The sequence below is a fragment of the Bradyrhizobium sp. HKCCYLRH3099 genome, assembly GCF_051167855.1.
In the GTDB taxonomy this organism is placed as follows: domain Bacteria; phylum Pseudomonadota; class Alphaproteobacteria; order Rhizobiales; family Xanthobacteraceae; genus Bradyrhizobium.
This window is the reverse complement of record NZ_JBNPTW010000021.1, coordinates 61,057-80,326: the sequence shown is the minus strand read 5'-3', so window position 1 is coordinate 80,326 and position 19,270 is coordinate 61,057. Positions and strand designations below refer to the sequence as shown.

The window sequence follows — 19,270 nt, the reverse complement described above, 5'->3', positions numbered from 1 at the left end:
GCAGACGTGGTACGGAACCGGTGATGACGGCGACGATCTCTCCTTCGATTCCCGGCGTGGTGCTTGCCGGAGGCCTGGCGCAGCGAATGGGTGGCGGCGACAAGCCGTTGCGCCTGGTGGACGGCCGGACCATCCTCGCGCGTGTGATCGCCCGCCTGGCCCCGCAGTGCAGCCTTCTGGTCCTCAACGCCAACGGCGATCCCGCGCGATTCCCGGGCTTCGGTCTTCCCGTCGTGCCGGATGGCGTGGCCGGTTTTCCCGGCCCCCTCGCCGGCATCCTGGCCGGACTGGACTGGGTCGCGACGCATCTGCCGGCGGCGCCGTGGATGCTCAGCGCGCCCGGCGACTGTCCGTTCCTGCCGCGCGATCTCGCCGTCCGGCTGTCGGAAGCACGGGCCGCGGAGCATGCCGAACTGGCGCTGGCGGCGTCATCAGGCCAGACTCATCCGGTGATCGGCCTGTGGCCGGTGGCCCTGCGCGACGATCTCCGCCGCGCCCTGGTGGCGGAGGACATCCGCAAGGTGACCCGGTTCACGGCCCGCTACAAGGTCGCGACCGTGAGCTGGCCCGCCGCCCCGCGCGATCCCTTTTTCAATGCCAACACCATCGCCGATCTCGCCGAAGCGGAACGGCTCGCCGCCCTGGACGATGACCCCGACGGCTAGAGGACTCCCGATGGATGCGACGATTTCGGTTCGCCGCGCGGTGCTTGCGGTCGCCCTGCTCAATCTCGGCTATTTCGGCATCGAGTTCGCCGTCGCGCTGTCAATCGGCTCGGTGTCGCTGTTCGCCGATAGCGTCGACTTTCTCGAGGATGCCTCGGTCAACATCCTGATCGCGCTGGCGCTGCGCTGGAGCCCTGTGCGCCGCGCGCAACTCGGCAAGGTGCTGGCGCTGATCCTGCTGGCGCCGGCGCTCGCGGGACTGTGGACCGCCGGCGAGAAGCTGTTCGCGCCGGCCGTGCCGGCGCCGCTGCCGCTCACCCTCACCGGTTTCGGCGCGCTGATCGTCAATCTCAGCTGCGCGCTGATCCTGGCACGGGTCCGAGATCACCAGGGCAGCCTCACCCGGGCTGCCTTCCTGTCGGCGCGCAACGACGCCTTCGCCAACATCGCCATCATCGCCGTCGGTCTGGTCACGGCCTATGCATGGCGCTCGGTCTGGCCGGACCTGATCGTCGGCATCGGCATCGCGCTGATGAATGCGGATGCCGCGCGCGAGGTGTGGGAAGCCGCGCATGAGGAGCACGAGGCCGCCCGGGCGTGATCCCTGGCATTACGCTGGCGCTGCAGCGCACAGCATCGCTCCACCGCTCCGATGCCCGGCGTGATTGACGGCCGCACGCGATTGATTGCAGATAGGCGGAGCGGCCGGCAGAGCCGCGATGAACAACGGTGTCATGCCGGCATCCGTGGAGGACGCATTGCAACTGAGCTCCTTGAAAACGGCCGCATGGGCCGCCACCGCGCTGCTGGTCACGACGGCGGCGCAAGCCCAGATCTCCGACAACGTCGTCAAGATCGGCGTGCTCAGCGACATGAACGGACCGGCGTCGACGCCGACCGGCCAGGGCTCGGTCACCGCGGCGCAGATGGCGGTGGATGATTTCGGCGGCAAGGTGCTGGACAAGCCGATCAGCGTCATCGTCGGCGATCATCAGCTCAAGCCCGACATCGGCGCGGCGATCGCGCGACGCTGGTACGACACCGAGCAGGTCGATCTGATCGTCGACGTTCCGGTCTCCGCGGTCGGCTTGGCGGTGCAGACCATCGCCACCGAGAAGAAGAAGCTGTTCATCACCCAGTCGACCGGCGCGGCCGACTTCCATGGCAAGTTCTGCTCGCCTTACGCGATGCAGTGGGTGTTCGACACCCGGGCGCTCGCCACCGGCACCGCGAAGGAAGTGGTCAAGCGCGGCGGCGACAGCTGGTTCTTCATCACCGACGACTACGCCTTCGGCCATTCGCTGGAGCGCGACGCCTCCAGCGTCGTCACCGCCAATGGCGGCAAGGTGGTCGGCGCCGTCCGGCCGCCCTTCGCAACGGCGGATCTCTCATCCTTCATTCTGCAGGCGCAGGCCTCCAAGGCCAAGATCATCGGCATCGCCGCAGGCCCTCCGAACAACATGAACGAGATCAAGACGGCGGCCGAATTCGGCCTGCTCAAGGGCGGCCAACAGATGGCCGCGTTGCTGGCGCTGATCACCGACATCCACTCGCTCGGCCTGCCCGCGGCGCAGGGCCTGCTGCTGACGACCTCGTTCTACTGGGACATGGACGACAAGACGCGCGAATGGTCGAAGCGCTATTTCGCCAAGATGAACCGGATGCCGACGATGTGGCAGGCCGGCGTCTACTCCGCCGTCACGCACTATCTCAACGCGGTCAAGGCCGCCGGCAGCGACGATCCGCTGGCGGTCGCCGCCAAGATGCGGGAGACGCCGGTCGAGGATTTCTTCGCCCGTAACGGCAGGCTCCGCGCTGACCATCTGATGGTGCATGACCTCGTGCTGGCGCAGGTCAAGTCGCCGGAGGAGAGCAAATATCCGTGGGACTACTACAAGATCCTCGCGACCATCAAAGGCGATGACGCGTTCGGCCCGCCCGATCCGGCGTGTCCGATGAAATAGGCGAGTAGCGAGTGGCGAATGGGTCATTTTGATTCCCGCTATTCGCCATTCGCCCCTCTCATTTCGCCAACCCGACCTCCCGCAGATATTTCAGCACGCCCGGGTGAATGAGATCGAGGCTGGGCGCCGCCGCAACGGTGTTGGCGGCCGTGGTCTCGCACGCTTGTGCCAGGGTGGCACACAGCGTCGCTTCGGCGCCATGCAGCGTCTTCGCCAGTTGGTAGGCGACGTCGTCCGGCAGGTTTTCGCGCGCGAGCACGTAGCTCCAGGAGCCGATCGAATTGATGGCTTCACTCTGGCCCGGATAACTGTTCGCCGGCACGGTCAGCAGCTTGAGAAAATTGTGCTTCGCCCTGACCTGCGCGATCTCCTCGGCCGAAGGCGCGATGAAGCGCGCGCCGCCCGGCGCGCTCGCCATCGCGTGGAAACCCGGCCAGCCGATGCCGGCGCCCCACAGCGCCGCGGCCTGGCCATCCAGCACCATGGCCGGACCATCGCCGGCGCGATCGAGATAGATCGCATGGAAGTCGTCGTCCTGCTTCAGGCCGAGACCGTCGAGCATGTAGCGCGACATGATCGGCAGGCCCGAGCCCTTGGCGCCGAACACGACCATCTGGCCGACGAGGTCGCGGATGTTGCGATAGGAACTGTCGGCCCGGACCACGAACAGGCCGGGGCTCGAGAAGATCGCCGTCAGGATCTTCAGCCGTGTCTTCGGGCGATCGATGCCCATGAAGGCCTGGTAGGCCGGCTCGCCGGCGACGAGGCCGAGATCGAGCTCGCCCCGCTCCAGCAGCGGAATGTTCTCGTTGCTGCCCTTGGTGTTGCGCGGCACGATCGGCAGTCCCGGATCGGCCTCCGTCATGACCTTGGCGAACGCATCGCCATACAGCGGGAACCCGCCGCCCGGTGTCGCGGTCCCGAGGCTGAGCGTGCGCGTGGTGGTCACGGTCCCTCCCTGCTGTCCTGCGGCGCTTCCCGCGAGCAGCGCGACCGCAAGCCCGAGCCATCGCCATCCTGTCATTCGCCTGCCTTTCCGGCCTTTGTCCGGCACGCGCATGTAGGCAAGCGTGCGGATCTATGGAAGCATGTCGTCAACGACAATGACAACAGCTTCGGGAGGACAAGATGAGACTAGCGCGCGCGTTCCTGGCCGGCCTCGTGGCCGCGGCCTGCCTCATGAGCCAGCCGGCCGCAGCCGCCTATCCAGACCGCCCGATCCGCTGGCTGATCGGCTTTGCGCCCGGCGGACCGGTCGACATCGTCGCGCGCATCATGGCGCAGTGGCTGTCGGACCGTCTGGGCCAGCAGGTCGTGGTCGAGAACCGCACCGGCTCGGGCGGCAACATCGCCGCCGCCGCCGCGATCAACTCCGCCCCCGATGGCTACACGCTGCTGTTCGTGGCGCCGAACAATGCGATCAGCACCTCGCTGTACAAGAAGCTGCCCTACGACTTCATCCGCGATACCGTGCCGGTCGCGAGCATCATGCAGCTCACCAACATGCTGGTGGTCAGCAACGACGTGCCGGCCAAAACGGTGAAGGAGTTCATCGCCTATTGCCAAGCCAATCCCGGCAAGATCGCCTTCGCCTCGTCCGGCAACGGCACCTCGGTGCACATGGCGGCCGAGCTGTTCAAGGTGATGACCAAATGCGACATGCTGCACGTGCCCTATCGCGGCTCGGCGCTGGCCTTCCCGGACATCATCTCCAACAAGGTGCAACTGATCTTCGACAATTTGCCGACGGCGCTGGAGCAGGCGCGCGGCGGCAGCGTGCGCGCGCTCGGCGTGACCTCGCCGCAGCGCTGGCCGACGGTGCCGGACGTGCCGGCGATCGCCGAGGCCGTGCCGGGGTACGAATCAGTCGGCTTCTACGGCATCTCCGCCCCGAAGGGCACGCCGCCGGAGATCGTCGAGACCCTCAACAAGGCGGTCGGCGAGGCGCTGAAGGACCCCAAGCTGGTGGCGCGGCTGGCCGAGACCGGCGGCATCCCCCGCGCGATGACGCCGGCCGAGTTCGGCAAGCTGGTCGCCGACGAGACCGAGAAATGGCGCAAGGTGGTCGAATTCGCCGGCGTTTCGGTGGACTGACGCGCGGGCTCATGCCCCCCTGCCGGTCCGCGAAAGCGGCCGGCAATGGCATTGCCGGATCGCCGGTCAGGCTGTAAACGAAGCCCGCACCGTCGCCGGGCCCATCCGCGCCGCGCCGGACAGGTCCCCCTGCCCGCCGCCGCCAAGCCCACCGCGCCGCGGGGCCTGTAGCTCAATGGTTAGAGCCGGCCGCTCATAACGGTCTGGTTGCAGGTTCGAGTCCTGCCGGGCCCACCAGCGATTTCAACGGCTTGCTGGCAAGCGTGGCGACCCGGGCCGGATAATTTCGTGACACGACAACATCGATGTCGTCCGCTGGCGGCGCTCAGGACGGCGAGAGGTGTTGGTCCCGCGCGGGGTGCCACGCCTGGGCGCAGGCTCTGGGCCGTGATGGTCGGGACACGATACATCCGAAGCGGTGGTCGCAATTCCTAGATCGTCGTCACGGCGTAGAGCGCCTCGACGTCTTGCGTAGAACGCCTCGACACTTTCGGCGATCCTGCGACCTTGGCTGTTAGCAGGTCGTGCGCCGCATTCGACGGGCCATCCGAGGGTCCATGTCGAGCAATGCGGCGTCGAGGTCCTTCCAGAAATCGGGGCCTTTCCTGACGTGGCGGGTGCCCACGCGCTCGCATCTCTGCAGCGTATGCTGGTTGTTGCTGCCCGTGATGATGATCACGTTGGCCGGCGCGCGGTCGGCATCGAGAAGATGCCCGCAGACCGACAGGCCGTCCAGCTCGGGCATGTTGACGTCGATCACCAGGACGCTCGGCTTGCCCCGCGTCGCCTTCAGAAAGGCCTGAAGGCCGTCAGACGCCGTGTCCACCTCGAAGCCCAGGCGCGCGAAGTGATGTGAGAGGAGCCCGACCACCGCGGCGTCATCATCCGCAATCAGCAGGCTGGGCGCCTGGCCAAATGAGCTCGCCGCATCGAAACCGTCGACTGATCGCCGTCCTCTGAAAGCTTCGATCGGCTGCGCTGCCTGCCGCATGTCTTCGCTCCTGTCATCATTGCCGGATCCTGGTCAAACGCTCGTCCGACTTCCGGGATCGAGATGACAATGTTGAACCTAATGCTCCCTTAGCGGCCACCCAGGTATGACTACGCGGATCAACCGGGCCATCAACGCTAGGCCCGCTGCAAAGACCGCGCGGCGACAGGTGCCGGCCGTCCGCACCGCTGCATCTCCACCAGCAGCGCCTGCAGCAGACGATCCGTGTCCGCACGGGGCCCGTCGCCGCGGATCTCGGCCAAGACCGCATCCTCCAGATTCGCAGCCGCGTCGCTCAGCTCTGCAAAGCCGTAGATGCCGCTCGCGCCGGACAGCGCATGGGCGATCACTCTGATTTGATTCAGAACATCTGATGATCGCTCCACCGCCTCCAGCATCCTGCGGTGCTCCGAAAGTGTTTCGGCGTCACGCTCGACCCTGCGCCCGAACTCCGCCCGCAAATGCTCCAGCGGATCGTGGGACGGCCGGACATAGGTCCGGAGCGATGCGGCGAGCGTCATGGGATCGAACGGCTTCTGGATCACGCCCACGGCCCCGAGCGACCGTAGGCGATCCGTTTCCCGTGCCTGGGTCCGGGCCGTCATGAAGACCACGGGGACGTCGGCGGTCGCGGCGCTCTGACGCAATTGAGCCAGCGTCGCCGGCCCATCCAGCACCGGCATCATGACATCGAGCAGGATGATGTCCGGCGCCAGCTCGGCCGCTATGGCCACCGCCTCGCGGCCTGAGCCGCAACTCCGGACCGTGAAATCGGGATCCAGACCGAGTGACAGCTCGACGACTTCGCGGATATCCGGCTCATCGTCGACATGCAGAATGCGAATTTCGGTCATGCGACCTCCCTTACGGTCAATGGCGGGGACAGCCCCAGACGATCGCGCACGATGGAGCCCAGACGCTGGAGCGGGGACGTCTTCCTGGACAATGACAGTTGCAGCTGATCGTCATCCGGCCAATTCTGATCTGAGTTGGAGAAGATGATCACGGGGATGATCTTGCCGGCGGCGTCGCGCAGATGTGGCAACAGGTCCAGCCCGGGTTCGGCACCGAGCCGGACATCCACGATCGCAAGGTCGATGTGTTCCGTCGCCAATACGCGCCGCGCGGCCTCCGGGCTGCCGACCGATACCATGTCGGCCATCACCTCCAACTCATGCGCGACCGCGGCGAGCGTCTCCGGATCGTCGTCGACATGAAGAATGCGAGGCCTCGGTCGGAACGACGGCGCCGTTGCAGACAGATGCGACACGAGTTGCTCGACGTCGATCGGACGCCTGATCCATTGCAGGTCGCCCGTCTCCCGCAATCGGGCATCGGAGTGATCGCTTGAGGTGGCGTCGCAGGCGATGACGATCGCCGTGTTGCCATGATGGGGAATCTGGCGAATCTGCGCCGCCAGGTCGCGGCATGCGATCTCGTCGAGCGGAAGACCGATGACAACCGCCGCGTACCGGTTGGCGCTGGCGCGCAGCAGCGCGGCCTGGACCGAATGCGCGAAATCCACCGTGAGACCGGCCGGCGCCAATTTCATCCGCACCGCCTGCTTGACGACCGGATCGGTCTCGCACAGCAGGATCCGTGACGGAATGCCGGTGGTGGCGATCTCGATCGCACCTCCGACGGTATCGTCCCACATCGGCAGCTCGACGTAGAACAATGCGCCGCCGCCATCGGCATTTTCGAAACCTGCCTTGCCTCCGAGGCGCGCGACGATCTGCTTCACGATACTGAGGCCGAGACCGGTCCCGCCTTTCTGACGGGTATCTGTCGCATCCGCCTGGGCGAACCTCTCGAACAGATGCGGCTCGAAATCTTCCGATATGCCCGGCCCGTGATCGCGGACGGCAATCCGCAGGCTGTCCCCGTTGTCCTCCACCGTGACCTGCACGCTTCCGCCTGCCGAGGAGAACTTGATGGCATTCGAGAGCAGGTTCGCGACCGCTTGCGCCAATCTCTCCGGATCGGCATTGGCATAGACGTCCGCAACGCCCGCACCGAGTTCGACGCGAACGCCGACATTGTCCGCATGGCCGCGGCTCTCCTCGACGACACGCTTGACCAGCGACCTGACTTCGACCCGCCTGAGATGGAATGGGGTATGACCCGCCTCGATCCTTTCCATGTCGAGAATGTCGTTGACGAGACGGACCAGGCGCTCGCTGTTGGCGTGCGCGATGCTCAGCAACCGCGTCGCCGGCTCCGGGATCTTCTTGCTCCAGCATCCGACGAGCAGGCCCAACGAACCGGTGATCGATGTCAGCGGCGTGCGCAGTTCGTGGCTCACGGTCGCGACGAACTCGTCCTTCAGACGTTCGGCACGCCTGCGCTCGCTGACGTCGACGACGACGCTGAGGATCATGAGCTCCTGGCCGGCCCGGATCGGATTGAGGCCGACCTCGATGGGAAACTCTGTCCCGTTCTTTCTCCGTCCAGCGAGTTCACTGTCGGATTCCATCTGACGGGTTTCGGGCCGTAGCGTGAAAGGGTGCTGGAGCGCGGCGCTGCTCACGCGAGAACGCTCCGGCACCAGCATATTCACGGGTTGGCCGATCAGTTCCTGCCTGGTGTATCCGAACTGCCGTTCGATCTCGCTGTTGACCATCGAGATCCGGCCCTCAACATCGATCATCAACATCCCGTTCGGACAGGCCTCGACCGCGAGGCGGAACATCTCATCCGCGAGATTTCTTGCCGCCATGGCCATTTCAGCGTTGTCGCGTTCAAGCGTGCGCTGATGCAGCAAGCGGCGTGCCCGCTCGATCGCCAGCGCAACATCGTCGATTTCCTGGATGTGAGATCGCGCAACGGCGGTGGCGTCGTCCGGTGCCGAGGCCAGCGCCGCCGGCAAAAGGCCTCGCACGCCGCGCGCGATCCGCTTCGCCTCATACATCACCGCGATCAGCCCGACGAGGAGGACGCAGAAGATGCCGGTGATGCCGTACAGGAGAATGGAGTTCGGTTGACGATACAGATCGGCAAGCGGGATCCCGAGCGCGACCGTCCAGTTCGATCGCTCGGATCGGCCGAAGCCCACCAAGATCGGCGTCCCGTCCGCCCGGGTCGTGTCGACGACGCTCGGCTGCGACGATTTGATGTCGGCCAGCCTCACGGGGGCCGACCTGCCGATCAGTTCGGGATCGTGGGTCCGCGCAACGATGATGCCGGCCGAGTCGGTGACGGTCGCGATCCAACCGTCCGGCAGTTTCTGGTTCTCGAACAGGCCGTTCAGCCTCTCGATGCCCAGGCCCACACCGAGCGTGTATTTCACCTTGCCCTCTCGAAACACCGGGACATCGATGGAGAGAGCCGGCTTTTTCGAAACGGCGCCGATGAAGATGTCGGAGACCGACGGCTTGCCCGTTTCAAACACCTTCCTGTGGTTCACCAGATCTGCGCGCATGGGCAGCGGCGCGCCATAGGGCAACCCCGTGTTGACGACCTGCTGGCCGGCCGCATCCGCCACCACGACCGCAGAACCGTGCAGGTAGGGAAGGCTTGCCTTCGCCTCGTTGTAGAAGGTCGCCAGGTCGTCCGTCGCGAGAGCCGCCGACTCTGCCAGGACCTGCGCCGCCGAGGACGTTCCTGCCAGGTCCCTGTCGAGTGCTGCGACGAGAGCGCGGACTGTCGCCAACGCGCCCTGGGACGCCTGCTCGCGTTCGTGCTGGTACAGCCCCCATGCCAGCGCAGCCAGCCCGACGAAGGCAGGAACCGACAGCATGAGGATGATGCGGAACAGCCTTGACTGGATCGACTGACGCGCACGCCGCAAAACACTGTGCCTGCCGAATGCCGAGATCAATGTTGTCCCCGCCTCGCGTTGATCGATCGATGGCACGTGCCGGATCGCGCCTGCCTGCTTCGGTCAGCCTGGATTGGACGAGCGGCCAGCTCGGTGACGGAACGATCGATCTCGATCTCGCCGTTCAACTCCCGCATCTGAACTTCCCGCAACGCTCCGGCGGGGCCGCTCGACGCCGCCCGGCCTTCGCCGATTGCTGACCGTCGGCCGCATCCTGATCTTGAGCCGCCAAGCGAAGCAGGTCTGCGAGGTTCTTCGCTCCGGATTTCCGCATCAGGGCCGCCCGGTGACCTTCATAGGTTCGCGGGCTGATCTGCAGCCGCACCGCACCTTCCTTGTTCGAATATCCGTCCCGAACCAGACCGAGAACCTCCTGCTCGCGCGTGGTCAGCGAACGCAACCAGACTGCGTTTTGCGGACTCGGTCTGGCCTCATCGTGGGCGTTGCCGACCCGCAACCACCACCTGATGACGTCACGACTTTGCGCAAACGCGGTCTGCTGCCTGAGTGGCGCCTCGAACGTATCGCCAAGCCGTTGCACCAGTCTGCAGACGGCCTCGGCCTCGCGCAGCGCGTTCTCAGCGACTTCCCTCAGCGACACGCCATCATGTTCGATCTCAGGAAAGCGGCTGCCGCTCTGACAAAGGTCTTCGAGGTAGAGCAGCAGCGCAGTCAATGGTCCATTCAATTGGTGAGCGATCGCCGCGCCCACCTCGTTCGCGGCAATGGCACGATCGTCACGCGGCGATTTCGCCTCGGAGGGAGCCGCGTCCGTCATCTCGCCGCTGAACCGGCTCATCGCAGCAGAACTCCAGAATGCGCGTGAGGCGGCAAGCTCAGGTCGATGGCCTCGATCAGCTCATGGGAAGAGAACGGCTTGCGAAGATAGCGCGACGCGCCGCGTTGCAGAGCCGTCCGAAGATAGTCGACCGGCTCGAGCGAGCTACGCAGCCTGAAGCCGGACATGGCGACAATGGGCACCGCTGATCGTTGCCGGATATAGGCAATCGCGTCGAGTCCGCTCATTCCGGTCATGAAGAGATCGACCAGAACCACGTCGAAACTCGATTGCGCGAGCGCTTGAATACCTGCGTAGGCGCCCGACGCCAGCTCGGTCCGACATCTCCGGCGCGCCAGGAACACCTTGATCGCCGCTCCGACGCTCTCGTCGTCGTCGATGACGAGAACGCGCAAGAGCGGAGCAGCCGTAACGGCTGGTTCGACCGGGATATGGGCGACTTGCCCTGACGCGTACATGGCAGAACCCCAGCGGCGACAAGATCACAGCCTCGCAACGCCGCGATCGATGCAACCAGCGGCGCCACGCCTCGGCAAAGCTATTCAGCCATGTCTGACGGTGCGTTAATTTCGCTGCACGTAAAACTACCTGAAGCATCGGCCGCACCTGCCCCGGGGCGGCTCCGCCTGCGGTTTGCTCCGGCGAACCGTCGACGCGGGCTCGCCGGATCGACCATCTTCGCGATCGAACGCATTGATCCGTGTGCGATGACTTGAAATTAATTCTTCAGCGGGACGCTGCTGGAATGTAGCAGCAGGAGGACTGCATGACCGGCGACCAATTCGAGGCCCGCCTTGCCAAGGTGAGGCACCGCTTCGCAACCGCACTCGAAAGCAAGATCACGGCTACTCTCGTCTTCGCAGACCGCATGTCGCGCGGAGACGACGCCAGTGGCGCCCTCGTTTCAGAGTCGTATCGTCATCTGCACGGCATCTGCGGCATCGGTCCGACGGTCGGCTTCGCCGCCACCGGGCAGGCGGCGCGCACCGCCGAGACGGCGCTGCTGCGCGCGATGGCGGAGAAGCGCAAGCCGACCAGTCGCGAGATCTCGAACCTGAAGGAGGCGCTCGCTCATCTGCAATCGGCGGCAGCGTCGGAATTGCGGATGATGTATCAGCGCGGTGGATAGCAGATCCGCCCCCGGTGAGGACGCGCCTGATCACACGTCCTCGCGTCCGCCACGACGGGCTTCGACACGCTGAGACGCGCCGGCCTTTGCTGGCCTCTCTCCGCGCGCGGGCGGTGGCGCCTCGCTCATTCTCGCCAATGGGAAGCGGATCATGAGCGCCACTGGCGCCGCTCCCGGCGCCTGCGCTGTTCATCGGGACGATGGAACGCGGGGCACACCGAAGCGCGCGTCGAGGTGCGATCGCATGTGACGACATGCGTCAAGCGCGGATTGCCCTCGGCCAACAGTTCACTCCGTGCCAGGGCTTGTCGCGCCCGTGCGGCCGCAGCCGCTTCAGCGCGGCAAAGGCTCAGCCATCCATCGCATTTCGAGGGCCCTCGACGACGGAGATGGAAAAGACCGGGCGCAGCTGGAGGTCAGATGCGATGCCCCTGCGTGCCGCGAAGGCCGACGGAGGACCATCCCTGCGACGCGGGAATTGCTGCCATCAGCAGGCAGACAGCGCCTCTTCAGGCATTGCGGCGAATCCGCAATACCTTCGCAATACGTCCAGCAGCTCGGCGCCGTCAGTCGATTTATGCAGGACCCGGGCCGCGCCAGGATGACCGTCGATATCCTCCTGAAGCTTGCGCTTGATCGACCTGCTGAGATGCCGTCCCGACTGGACGATGACCGGAATGTCGCGGGTCTCTGACGCACTCCGCAGCTTCGCGAGAAGATAGTTGGCATCGCCGTACGGCATGGAGAAATCAGCGACGATGACACTCGGATGCTCACGCCGCGCTTTCCAGAATCCTCGGGTGGCATCGCTCGCATACAGAAGATCGGCTCCCAGCCTTTCGAACTGGTGCTCGAGCATCTTCTTCACGCTGACATCGTCATCGATGAGCAGCACGCGTGGACGTCGCCTGACGTCTGCCGCAGAAAATTGTCCGGCCGCTTGTGCGATCTCGGCATTTCGCTCGGGATAGATCTCGGCGAGGCTTGCCGCGAGCTCTTTCCAGAACAGACGGCCTTTGGGTATGAACGTCGCGGCAAGTCCGTCGCATAGCTCGACGGTCTTGTCATCCGCCCTCCCGGTCATCACGATGACATGAGGCGCTTTCTTGGCTGCGTCCGACAGATAGCCCAGGACGCTCAATCCATCGATCTCCGGCAGGTGCACGTCGATCAGGAGAACGTCAGGCCGGTGTTCGGCCGCCCTGATCAGAGCCTGCAATCCGGTCGTCGCTGTCAGGACGAAGAAGCCCATCCACGTACACCAGTCGGCGGTCGCCTTGAGGACCAGGGGATCATCGTCGACAATTAAAATTGTCGAGATCGCCCTGCTCACCTGTCGTGCATCCATCGCTTGCGCTCCCACTTCGGTCCGAGATCCCATTCTTGACGAGGGATTGCACCGTAGCTCCAGCCGACCCGCGCAATACCTCACCGACGGCATCCGGCGTTCGGCCACCGCGATCCGATCAAGGCAGCCTAAATGTCAGGATAAGACGATCGCAGGTAGAACTACGCGATTGCCGACCGGTGTGGGACCGCCGATGCGCCGCGATCGCGCCGGCATCGTCGCCGTGGAGCTCCCGGCGAATGTGCCGCCCGCAAGCGCGGTTTCGACGCAACGAAGCATCCGCGTCGTCAGCGAGCGTATTTCTACGCGAAAAAGTGTGCGTCCGAAAGTAACGAAAGTCGCTCAGCCTTTATCGACGCGCGGGAACGCCGCGCTGACGATTCATCCGGGATGCGGAGCGGTCATTCATGCACCACCATGTCACCATGCCATCGGAAGAATGCCAGTGATGGCCGCGCTCGCAGCATCTTGGCTTCGGCGTGCGTCCGTCGTGTTGCCTCATCTCTCCGCGGCGGCCGCGACGGTCGAACCGTAAGGAACGTCGGATGCTGGACGAGACGTCCCGATGCGCGGCGATGGACAAACAACTCGAGGCACGCCTCGCCGTCGTGCGCGGGCGCTTTTCGACAAGACTGACCGAACGGTTGGAGCAGGCCGCTATCGACCTGCCGCGAATGACAGGGGGTCAGGCCACCTCGGCGGAGCTGGTCGCGAAGACCTATTGCTGGATCCACGACATCTGCGGGATCGCCTCGACGATCGGCTTTGGGGCGATCGGTGAGGCGGCGCGAGCGTGCGACACCGTTCTGATCGGACCTTATCGCTCGCGGCGAGGATTGGAGACCGAAGAACTCAATGACTTGACTACTCATTTCGAACGGCTGCGACTTGCCGCTGAAGCCGCGCAATGCGGCACGGATGCGAGCCGGGGGACCTGATACTACAGTGACGGGGGAATATCGTGTCGTATGTCGTGCGTTTTGTCCTGGCTGCGGCTCTCGCAATCCAGGCGTCGTCAGTCCATGCCCAGCAACGCAAGCCGCCAGCCGCTCCGCCAGAGCCGGCGCGACCAGCCGCCTTCCAGCCGTCGCCGCTCATGGCCGCGCTCCCGGCGACGATCGTCGAGACAACACCCAAATCGCTGCGGGTCGGTATTCCCATCGCCGATGCCGGATTTCCCGAAGGGTTTCGTTTGTCGAATCTCGGCGGCCGGCGCGAACTCTATATTCGCGTTCCGCAGGGCGTCGAACTCAATCTGGCCGAACTCGTTCTGGCCTATGACGACGTGAGCGCCCACGAGGCGCGCCGCAGCCTGGAGATCCTGGCGAACGATCGTTCGATCGCCGCGCTGACCTTGGATGGGAAGGGTACGGGGCGCAGCGCCCGCATCTCGCTTGCGAATGCGTCGGCACGCGAAGGCTTTCTCAAGCTGTCGTTCGTGTATTCCGGCGCGGCGACGCAGGATCGCTGCATCGATGTCCGCTATGTCGGGGACAGCGTCACCATCCGCCCCGAAACCATGGTCGACTTTACCCTGGGACTTTCGGGCACACCGAACATTGCGGTGACCGCGGCGCTGATGCCCCGGGACGTCGGCATCCTGCTGTCCAGCGCATCGCCGCCTGCTGCCGATATCGCGACCGCGTTGACGATTGCCCGATCCCTGAAGGCCGGCGGCCGGACCGTCAGTTTTCATCACGGCAGGAACGCCATGCCGGACCTGGTCGACCAGGACAACAGGGGACGCTGGACGCGTGGCCTGATCGTCGTCGGATCGTTCGATGAGATCGCGGACCGGCTCGATGGACCGGCGGCAACATTGGTCAACTACGCACGCGGCGCGCGGGCCACCAACGCGCTTGCGGCGGGTCGGATCGGCGGCGTTCCGGTTCTTCTCGCCACGGATTCCGGCTCGTCTCAGATCGGAAGGCTGCTCGGCGATCCCTCGCTCCTGGCGCTCCGTGATACGCCGACGGCGTCGATCGGAACGATCTCGGTCGCCAGGAAGCCGACCGATCGAATCAGCTTCAACGACCTCGGTTTGACTGCGCCGCGCGTCGATGTGTTCGGCCGCGCCGAGCTTCCCATGACGATCGCGAGCCAGTCGCTGCCGGCAGGCACCCGCCCCTCGCGCCTCGTCCTCGATGTCATGGTCGCTCCCGACGGTGCCGGCGAAAAGGCCGTGGTCAGCGCCTTCGTCAACGAGCACCTGCTCGCCAGCACGGTCGCCGCGATCGGCGGACCGACTCGGCTCGATTTTGCTCTTCCGGACGGACTCGTCGGCACGATCGCCAATATCAGAACGGTGGTGCAGCGTCGCAGTTCGCAGGGCGACTGCCGGTTCGAGCCGCAGGGCTACCCTGCCGAGCTCCTCGGCTCCAGCCAGGTGATTCTGTCGCCGATCGGCCCGGCAGCACGCGACTTCTCCGACCTGGTGAGCTTGTGGGGCGACGGCATCCAGATTCACCTGCCGGCATCGACGGCTGACCGCCCACTCTCGGTGCTGGCATCGTTGTCCGGCGTGGTGAGCGGGTTGTCGAACAGGACGACGCCGATCGAGGTGACCTATGTCGACGCCAAGGCGGCGGCGTCACCGTCGGCGCCCTTCATTTCGGTCGGCAGCTCGCCTCCCGCCGGCGCCGATCAGCGTGTGCGGTTCGATCGCGGCCGCGTCGCCATTACCGATCGCAACGACCGCGTTCTGCTCGACCTCGGCGGGATGACCACCGGCGCCGTCGCGCAAATCGTGACTGCGAATGGATTTCCCGGACTATGGATTCGCCCGCTGAGCGGCGACGGATCATTGTCGGCGGCGCCCGCCATCAACCTCGACCGCGGCGACGTCGCAATTCTCGACCGGAGCGGCGTCGCCCTCGCGCTCTCCAGCTATCGCGACACCCTTCTGCGCGTCACCTATGCCGACCAGCAGTCGTGGACAGCCAACCTCGATCGCGGCTGGCCCTGGATCGTTGGCGTCACCTGGGTGATCGCGACCGTCGCGCTGCTGATGCTGGCCCAGCGCATGTACCGCCGCCGTGCAGCTCGCCGCGCCGGCGAATAGGTTCTGCCATGCAGCCATTGTCAGCTTCCGATCGCGCCCTCGGCGACATCCTCGTCGCCCGCCGCGTCCTCTCGCTCGGCCAGCTCGACGAGGCCATCGCCCTCGCCGAGGCCTGGCACGTCAGCCTCGGCAACGCCATCCTGTCGCGCAACTGGGCGGAGCCGGCGATCTACTATCAGGCCGTCGCCTACCATTACGAATTGCCGTTCGTCGACCTGATCCGCGATCCACCGGACCTCGCACTCCTTCGCGAGGGGGAGGCGGATATCTACGCCCGCATGCTGATCATGCCGTGGAAGCAGAGCGACGGGCGGTTGATGATTGCGACCGCCGAGCCCGGGCCCGAGACGCTGCTGTTTGCGAGAAAACGTTGGGGAGCGAACATCGGCTTCGTCGTCGCGACCAAGTTCGACATCGTCTGGGCGGTGCAGGCCGCGTTCGACGACGCATTGTCGGCGCGCGCCGTCTACGAACTCGCCGACCTCAATCCCGAGCTCTCGGCGCAGCGGGTCTTCACCCCGGGACAGGTCGTCTTCGGCTACGCGCTGCTCAGCCTGATCCTGCTCGGCCTGGCGCTATCGCCCCTCACGACGCTGATCGCCCTCAACGTCGTCATGAGCGTCTTCTATCTCGGCAATTTCGCCTTCAAGGGCCTGCTCGTGCTGTTTGGCGGCGTGCGCATGGCCGACGAGACCATCGCGATCGAAGCGCGCGCGCTCACGGACGACGAACTCCCGGTCTTCACGGTGCTGGTGCCGATGTACAAGGAGCCGGCCATGCTGCCGATGCTGGCCCAGGCGCTGCGCGACCTCGACTACCCCCTGGGAAAGCTCGACATCAAGCTGGTGCTGGAGGCCAGCGACCACGAGACGATCGAGGTCGCCAGCAAGCTCGGTCTCGAAGGCATGTTCGAGATCATCCGGGTCCCGCCATCGCTGCCGCAAACCAAGCCCAAGGCCTGCAATTTCGCGCTGCAGTTCGCGCGCGGCGAATTCCTCGTGATCTACGATGCCGAGGACCGGCCGGAGCCGGACCAGCTTCGCAAGGTGGTCGCGACGTTCCGGAAGTCCTCGGCCAATACGGCCTGCCTGCAATGCAGCCTGAGCTATTTCAACGCGAGCGAAAACTGGCTCACGCGCATGTTCACGCTGGACTATGGCCTGTGGTTCGACCAGATGCTGCCCGGGCTGGACCACCTCCGCATTCCGATCCCCTTGGGAGGAACGTCCAATCATTTCAAGATCGACGTGCTGCGCAAGCTGCACGGCTGGGATCCGTTCAACGTCACCGAGGACGCCGATCTCGGCGTACGCCTGACCCAGCATGGCTATCGCGTCGGCATCGTGGATTCCACCACGTTCGAGGAGGCAAGCTGCCACGCGGGCAACTGGATCAGGCAGCGCTCGCGCTGGATGAAGGGCTACATGCAGACCCTGCTGGTTCACACCAGGCGCCCGCTCCGCTTCATGCGCATGATCGGGCCGCTGGGTTTTCTCGGCTTCGTCTTCTTCATCGGCGGCACGGTGCTGTCAGGCCTGCTCAACCCGGTGTTCTGGCTGCTCTATCTCGCCTGGATGATCGCCGCGATCAGCGGGCTCGAGGCGGTCTTTCCGGAACCGCTGTTGTTCCTGGCCCTGTTCAACCTTCTCGCCGGCAATGGCGCGTTGATGTTCCTCAACATGCTGGCGCCGATCCGGCGCGGCTGGCTCAATCTCATTCCCTATAGCCTCACGGCGTTCGGCTACTGGGTCATGCTCTCGATCGCGACCTATCGCGGTCTGTGGCAGTTGCTGCGAAATCCGTTCTATTGGGAGAAGACGCACCACGGCGTGTCCAAGCATGTCGCTCGCGAACTGGCGCAGGCGCAGGAGGCCGCCGCATGAGCCGCCTGTTGCCGCTCGGGACGTTGATGGCCGTCGCCTGCGTGGCCGTCTTCGTCGTCTCGCTCAGCGCCGTAACGGCCGGCCTCGTTCCCAACGATGCCGTGACGTTGTGGGCAAGCGCGATGACCGCGGGCGAAGGGCAGATGCCGATCGGGCGCATTCTGGCGGCCTATCCCACCATTCCCTTCCTCGCCACGACGCTGCTGCAAGTCGTCACCCCGGCCGGGACGCCCACCCCCGTTCTCCTGACCGGAGTCGTCCTCGCGCTGCTCGCCGGCAGCTTGCTGACCTTTTTCCATCGCATCGGCATCGCCGCCGCCCTCGCGCCGTTGATCGTCGTTCTGATCGTGATGCATCCCGCGATCCTGCGTGCCGCGATGGCCGGGCCGTCCGAGATGATCTTCACGGTCTTTCTGTTCCTGCTCGGCTGCGCCTTGTTCAGACTGCGCGCCCGCACCGGCGCGCCCGAAGTGATGGCTGTCGCGCTGTCGCTGCTCGGATTGACCTTCTCGCATCCGATGGGCGCCGCAATCACTTGCGCCGCCGTGCCGTTTCTGGTTCTCGCGATCCAGCCCGAGCAGCTCTCCAGGACGGCGTTGAACCTGGTGCTCGCCTTGCTGTTTCCGACGGCGTTCTGCGTCGCGGCCTTCTCCTACATGTCCTGGATATTCCCCGGCAGCGGCTGGACCTTCCTGGTGGCGCCCGCAGAAGGGGTCGCCACCTGGGCGGCGGGATTCTTCACCCTGTTCGGCCGCGGAGTGTCCGGCTCCCTCTCGGTCGACGCCGGCCTTGCGATCATGGCGGCGATCCTGATCGGCGCGCCCATCGCGGGCTACGCGATCGTGTCGATATGGCGCCAGCGGCCTCTGCTCGCGCCCATGCTGATGTTCATCGCGACGGCCGTCGCGGCAGCCGTTCTCGCGGTCACGACCGGCCTGTTCGGTGATCCCGCGGCGCTTGCGGTGATGCCGCCGGTCCTGGCGGCGATCGTCATCATCCACATGCCGCCGGTGCGCAAGCGGTTGGAGATCGTGATGGCATTGCTCGCGCTCGGTTGGGTCGGCGGCGTCGCTGGCCTGGCGATCGCGGATCCCAGCGGAGCCGTCAATGTCGCCATCGCCCTGGAGGGTCGTCACGTCGACGCGGAGCGGAGCGCGGCGATCGATCTCGGCCAGGCCAGCGTCGGACGCGATGGAATTCTCGTCGACACGCTGAACGCGCCCGCGATCGTCATCGGGCGAGGCAGCGCGCGCGGATTGCTGTCGCCATCCGACGAGACATTCACGCTCGGGATTCTGTTCTCGCGGATCGACGCTCCGTTCGTGGCCGTTCCCGATCCGGACATCGGCAGCGGAGCGCAGGACCGGCTGAACAAGGCCTTCCCCCTGCTCTATCGGCGGGGAGCCGCGGGCTATGAGCTCATCTACGACAAGGCCGGCTGGCGACTGTTCGGGCGGACGAACGCCATGCCCGGACAAACCGCCAGCCGGCCCTGATGTGAGGACCATTCGAGGAG

16 protein-coding genes and 1 tRNA gene are annotated in these 19,270 nt (G+C 65.4%); 10 read left to right on the top strand and 7 right to left on the bottom strand.

All coding sequences use genetic code 11. The features are described from left to right. Window positions 1-23: 23 nt before the first annotated feature. The 3 genes from mobA (at window position 24) to ACQR1Y_RS29745 (ending at window position 2,629) form a co-directional block, all read left to right on the top strand. Window positions 24-665, top strand: a complete 642-nt coding sequence (mobA, locus tag ACQR1Y_RS29755) for a molybdenum cofactor guanylyltransferase MobA (RefSeq protein WP_434879174.1) — start codon at window positions 24-26, stop codon at window positions 663-665. Window positions 666-675: 10 nt separating this feature from the next. Continuing rightward, the gene (locus tag ACQR1Y_RS29750) at window positions 676-1,266 is read left to right on the top strand and encodes a cation transporter (protein ID WP_434860179.1); all 591 of its coding nucleotides are present in this window, start codon (window positions 676-678) and stop codon (window positions 1,264-1,266) included. 157 nt (window positions 1,267-1,423) lie between these two features. Then, a complete protein-coding gene (locus ACQR1Y_RS29745) occupies window positions 1,424-2,629 on the top strand; it encodes an ABC transporter substrate-binding protein (protein ID WP_434879225.1) in 1,206 nt (401 codons plus the stop codon). A 58-nt stretch (window positions 2,630-2,687) separates the two neighbouring features. Here ACQR1Y_RS29745 and ACQR1Y_RS29740 read toward each other — a convergent pair whose 3' ends face one another. After that, window positions 2,688-3,653, bottom strand: coding sequence for a TAXI family TRAP transporter solute-binding subunit (locus ACQR1Y_RS29740; RefSeq protein WP_434879175.1), 966 nt, complete (start codon window positions 3,651-3,653; stop codon window positions 2,688-2,690). A 104-nt stretch (window positions 3,654-3,757) separates the two neighbouring features. Between ACQR1Y_RS29740 and ACQR1Y_RS29735 the strand changes: the two genes are divergently transcribed. Next, window positions 3,758-4,723, top strand: coding sequence for a Bug family tripartite tricarboxylate transporter substrate binding protein (locus ACQR1Y_RS29735; RefSeq protein WP_434879176.1), 966 nt, complete (start codon window positions 3,758-3,760; stop codon window positions 4,721-4,723). 161 nt (window positions 4,724-4,884) lie between these two features. After that, a tRNA-Ile gene (locus ACQR1Y_RS29730) sits at window positions 4,885-4,960 on the top strand. A 277-nt stretch (window positions 4,961-5,237) separates the two neighbouring features. Here ACQR1Y_RS29730 and ACQR1Y_RS29725 read toward each other — a convergent pair. The 5 genes from ACQR1Y_RS29725 to ACQR1Y_RS29705 all read right to left on the bottom strand — a co-directional run bounded on the left by ACQR1Y_RS29725 (window position 5,238) and on the right by ACQR1Y_RS29705 (window position 10,791). After that, the gene (locus ACQR1Y_RS29725; protein WP_434879177.1) at window positions 5,238-5,714 is read right to left on the bottom strand and encodes a response regulator; all 477 of its coding nucleotides are present in this window, start codon (window positions 5,712-5,714) and stop codon (window positions 5,238-5,240) included. A 137-nt stretch (window positions 5,715-5,851) separates the two neighbouring features. Next, window positions 5,852-6,568, bottom strand: a complete 717-nt coding sequence (locus ACQR1Y_RS29720; RefSeq protein ID WP_434879178.1) for a response regulator — start codon at window positions 6,566-6,568, stop codon at window positions 5,852-5,854. Continuing rightward, window positions 6,565-9,570: an ATP-binding protein gene (locus ACQR1Y_RS29715; protein WP_434879179.1), complete on the bottom strand. Its 3,006-nt coding sequence runs from the start codon at window positions 9,568-9,570 to the stop codon at window positions 6,565-6,567. Before ACQR1Y_RS29715 ends, ACQR1Y_RS29720 begins: the two co-directional genes overlap by 4 nt. 88 nt (window positions 9,571-9,658) lie before the next feature. Next, window positions 9,659-10,333 (bottom strand): LuxR C-terminal-related transcriptional regulator, encoded by a 675-nt coding sequence (locus ACQR1Y_RS29710; protein ID WP_434879180.1) that lies wholly within the window; start codon window positions 10,331-10,333, stop codon window positions 9,659-9,661. Continuing rightward, window positions 10,330-10,791 carry a response regulator gene (locus tag ACQR1Y_RS29705; protein WP_434879181.1) on the bottom strand — a complete coding sequence of 154 codons (462 nt, stop codon included), beginning with the start codon at window positions 10,789-10,791 and terminating at the stop codon, window positions 10,330-10,332. Before ACQR1Y_RS29705 ends, ACQR1Y_RS29710 begins: the two co-directional genes overlap by 4 nt. 308 nt (window positions 10,792-11,099) lie before the next feature. On the opposite strand from ACQR1Y_RS29705, the gene ACQR1Y_RS29700 reads away from it, so the two are divergent. Continuing rightward, window positions 11,100-11,462: a hypothetical protein gene (locus ACQR1Y_RS29700; RefSeq protein WP_434860190.1), complete on the top strand. Its 363-nt coding sequence runs from the start codon at window positions 11,100-11,102 to the stop codon at window positions 11,460-11,462. 487 nt (window positions 11,463-11,949) lie between these two features. Here ACQR1Y_RS29700 and ACQR1Y_RS29695 read toward each other — a convergent pair whose 3' ends face one another. Continuing rightward, window positions 11,950-12,810, bottom strand: a complete 861-nt coding sequence (locus tag ACQR1Y_RS29695; RefSeq protein WP_434879182.1) for a response regulator — start codon at window positions 12,808-12,810, stop codon at window positions 11,950-11,952. A 545-nt stretch (window positions 12,811-13,355) separates the two neighbouring features. On the opposite strand from ACQR1Y_RS29695, the gene ACQR1Y_RS29690 reads away from it, so the two are divergent. The 4 genes from ACQR1Y_RS29690 (at window position 13,356) to ACQR1Y_RS29675 (ending at window position 19,250) form a co-directional block, all read left to right on the top strand. Continuing rightward, on the top strand, window positions 13,356-13,748 hold the full coding sequence (locus ACQR1Y_RS29690; RefSeq protein ID WP_434879183.1) for a hypothetical protein: 393 nt from the start codon (window positions 13,356-13,358) through the stop codon (window positions 13,746-13,748). 158 nt (window positions 13,749-13,906) lie between these two features. Further along, window positions 13,907-15,871, top strand: coding sequence for a hypothetical protein (locus ACQR1Y_RS29685; protein ID WP_434879184.1), 1,965 nt, complete (start codon window positions 13,907-13,909; stop codon window positions 15,869-15,871). Window positions 15,872-15,879: 8 nt separating this feature from the next. After that, window positions 15,880-17,754, top strand: a complete 1,875-nt coding sequence (locus ACQR1Y_RS29680) for a glycosyltransferase family 2 protein (protein WP_434879185.1) — start codon at window positions 15,880-15,882, stop codon at window positions 17,752-17,754. Next, window positions 17,751-19,250: a hypothetical protein gene (locus ACQR1Y_RS29675; protein WP_434879186.1), complete on the top strand. Its 1,500-nt coding sequence runs from the start codon at window positions 17,751-17,753 to the stop codon at window positions 19,248-19,250. The genes ACQR1Y_RS29680 and ACQR1Y_RS29675 overlap by 4 nt, the downstream gene beginning before the upstream one ends. Window positions 19,251-19,270 lie beyond the last annotated feature (20 nt).

What these genes read in the sequence shown, in the direction of transcription:
- mobA (WP_434879174.1), top strand. Translation starts at nt 24, where the DNA reads ATGACGGCGACGATCTCTCCTTCGATTCCCGGCGTGGTGCTTGCCGGA.
- ACQR1Y_RS29750 (WP_434860179.1), top strand. Translation starts at nt 676, where the DNA reads ATGGATGCGACGATTTCGGTTCGCCGCGCGGTGCTTGCGGTCGCCCTG.
- ACQR1Y_RS29740 (WP_434879175.1), bottom strand. Translation starts at nt 3,653, where the DNA reads ATGACAGGATGGCGATGGCTCGGGCTTGCGGTCGCGCTGCTCGCGGGA.
- ACQR1Y_RS29735 (WP_434879176.1), top strand. Translation starts at nt 3,758, where the DNA reads ATGAGACTAGCGCGCGCGTTCCTGGCCGGCCTCGTGGCCGCGGCCTGC.
- ACQR1Y_RS29725 (WP_434879177.1), bottom strand. Translation starts at nt 5,714, where the DNA reads ATGCGGCAGGCAGCGCAGCCGATCGAAGCTTTCAGAGGACGGCGATCA.
- ACQR1Y_RS29720 (WP_434879178.1), bottom strand. Translation starts at nt 6,568, where the DNA reads ATGACCGAAATTCGCATTCTGCATGTCGACGATGAGCCGGATATCCGC.
- ACQR1Y_RS29710 (WP_434879180.1), bottom strand. Translation starts at nt 10,333, where the DNA reads ATGAGCCGGTTCAGCGGCGAGATGACGGACGCGGCTCCCTCCGAGGCG.
- ACQR1Y_RS29705 (WP_434879181.1), bottom strand. Translation starts at nt 10,791, where the DNA reads ATGTACGCGTCAGGGCAAGTCGCCCATATCCCGGTCGAACCAGCCGTT.
- ACQR1Y_RS29700 (WP_434860190.1), top strand. Translation starts at nt 11,100, where the DNA reads ATGACCGGCGACCAATTCGAGGCCCGCCTTGCCAAGGTGAGGCACCGC.
- ACQR1Y_RS29695 (WP_434879182.1), bottom strand. Translation starts at nt 12,810, where the DNA reads ATGGATGCACGACAGGTGAGCAGGGCGATCTCGACAATTTTAATTGTC.
- ACQR1Y_RS29690 (WP_434879183.1), top strand. Translation starts at nt 13,356, where the DNA reads ATGCTGGACGAGACGTCCCGATGCGCGGCGATGGACAAACAACTCGAG.
- ACQR1Y_RS29685 (WP_434879184.1), top strand. Translation starts at nt 13,907, where the DNA reads ATGGCCGCGCTCCCGGCGACGATCGTCGAGACAACACCCAAATCGCTG.
- ACQR1Y_RS29680 (WP_434879185.1), top strand. Translation starts at nt 15,880, where the DNA reads ATGCAGCCATTGTCAGCTTCCGATCGCGCCCTCGGCGACATCCTCGTC.
- ACQR1Y_RS29675 (WP_434879186.1), top strand. Translation starts at nt 17,751, where the DNA reads ATGAGCCGCCTGTTGCCGCTCGGGACGTTGATGGCCGTCGCCTGCGTG.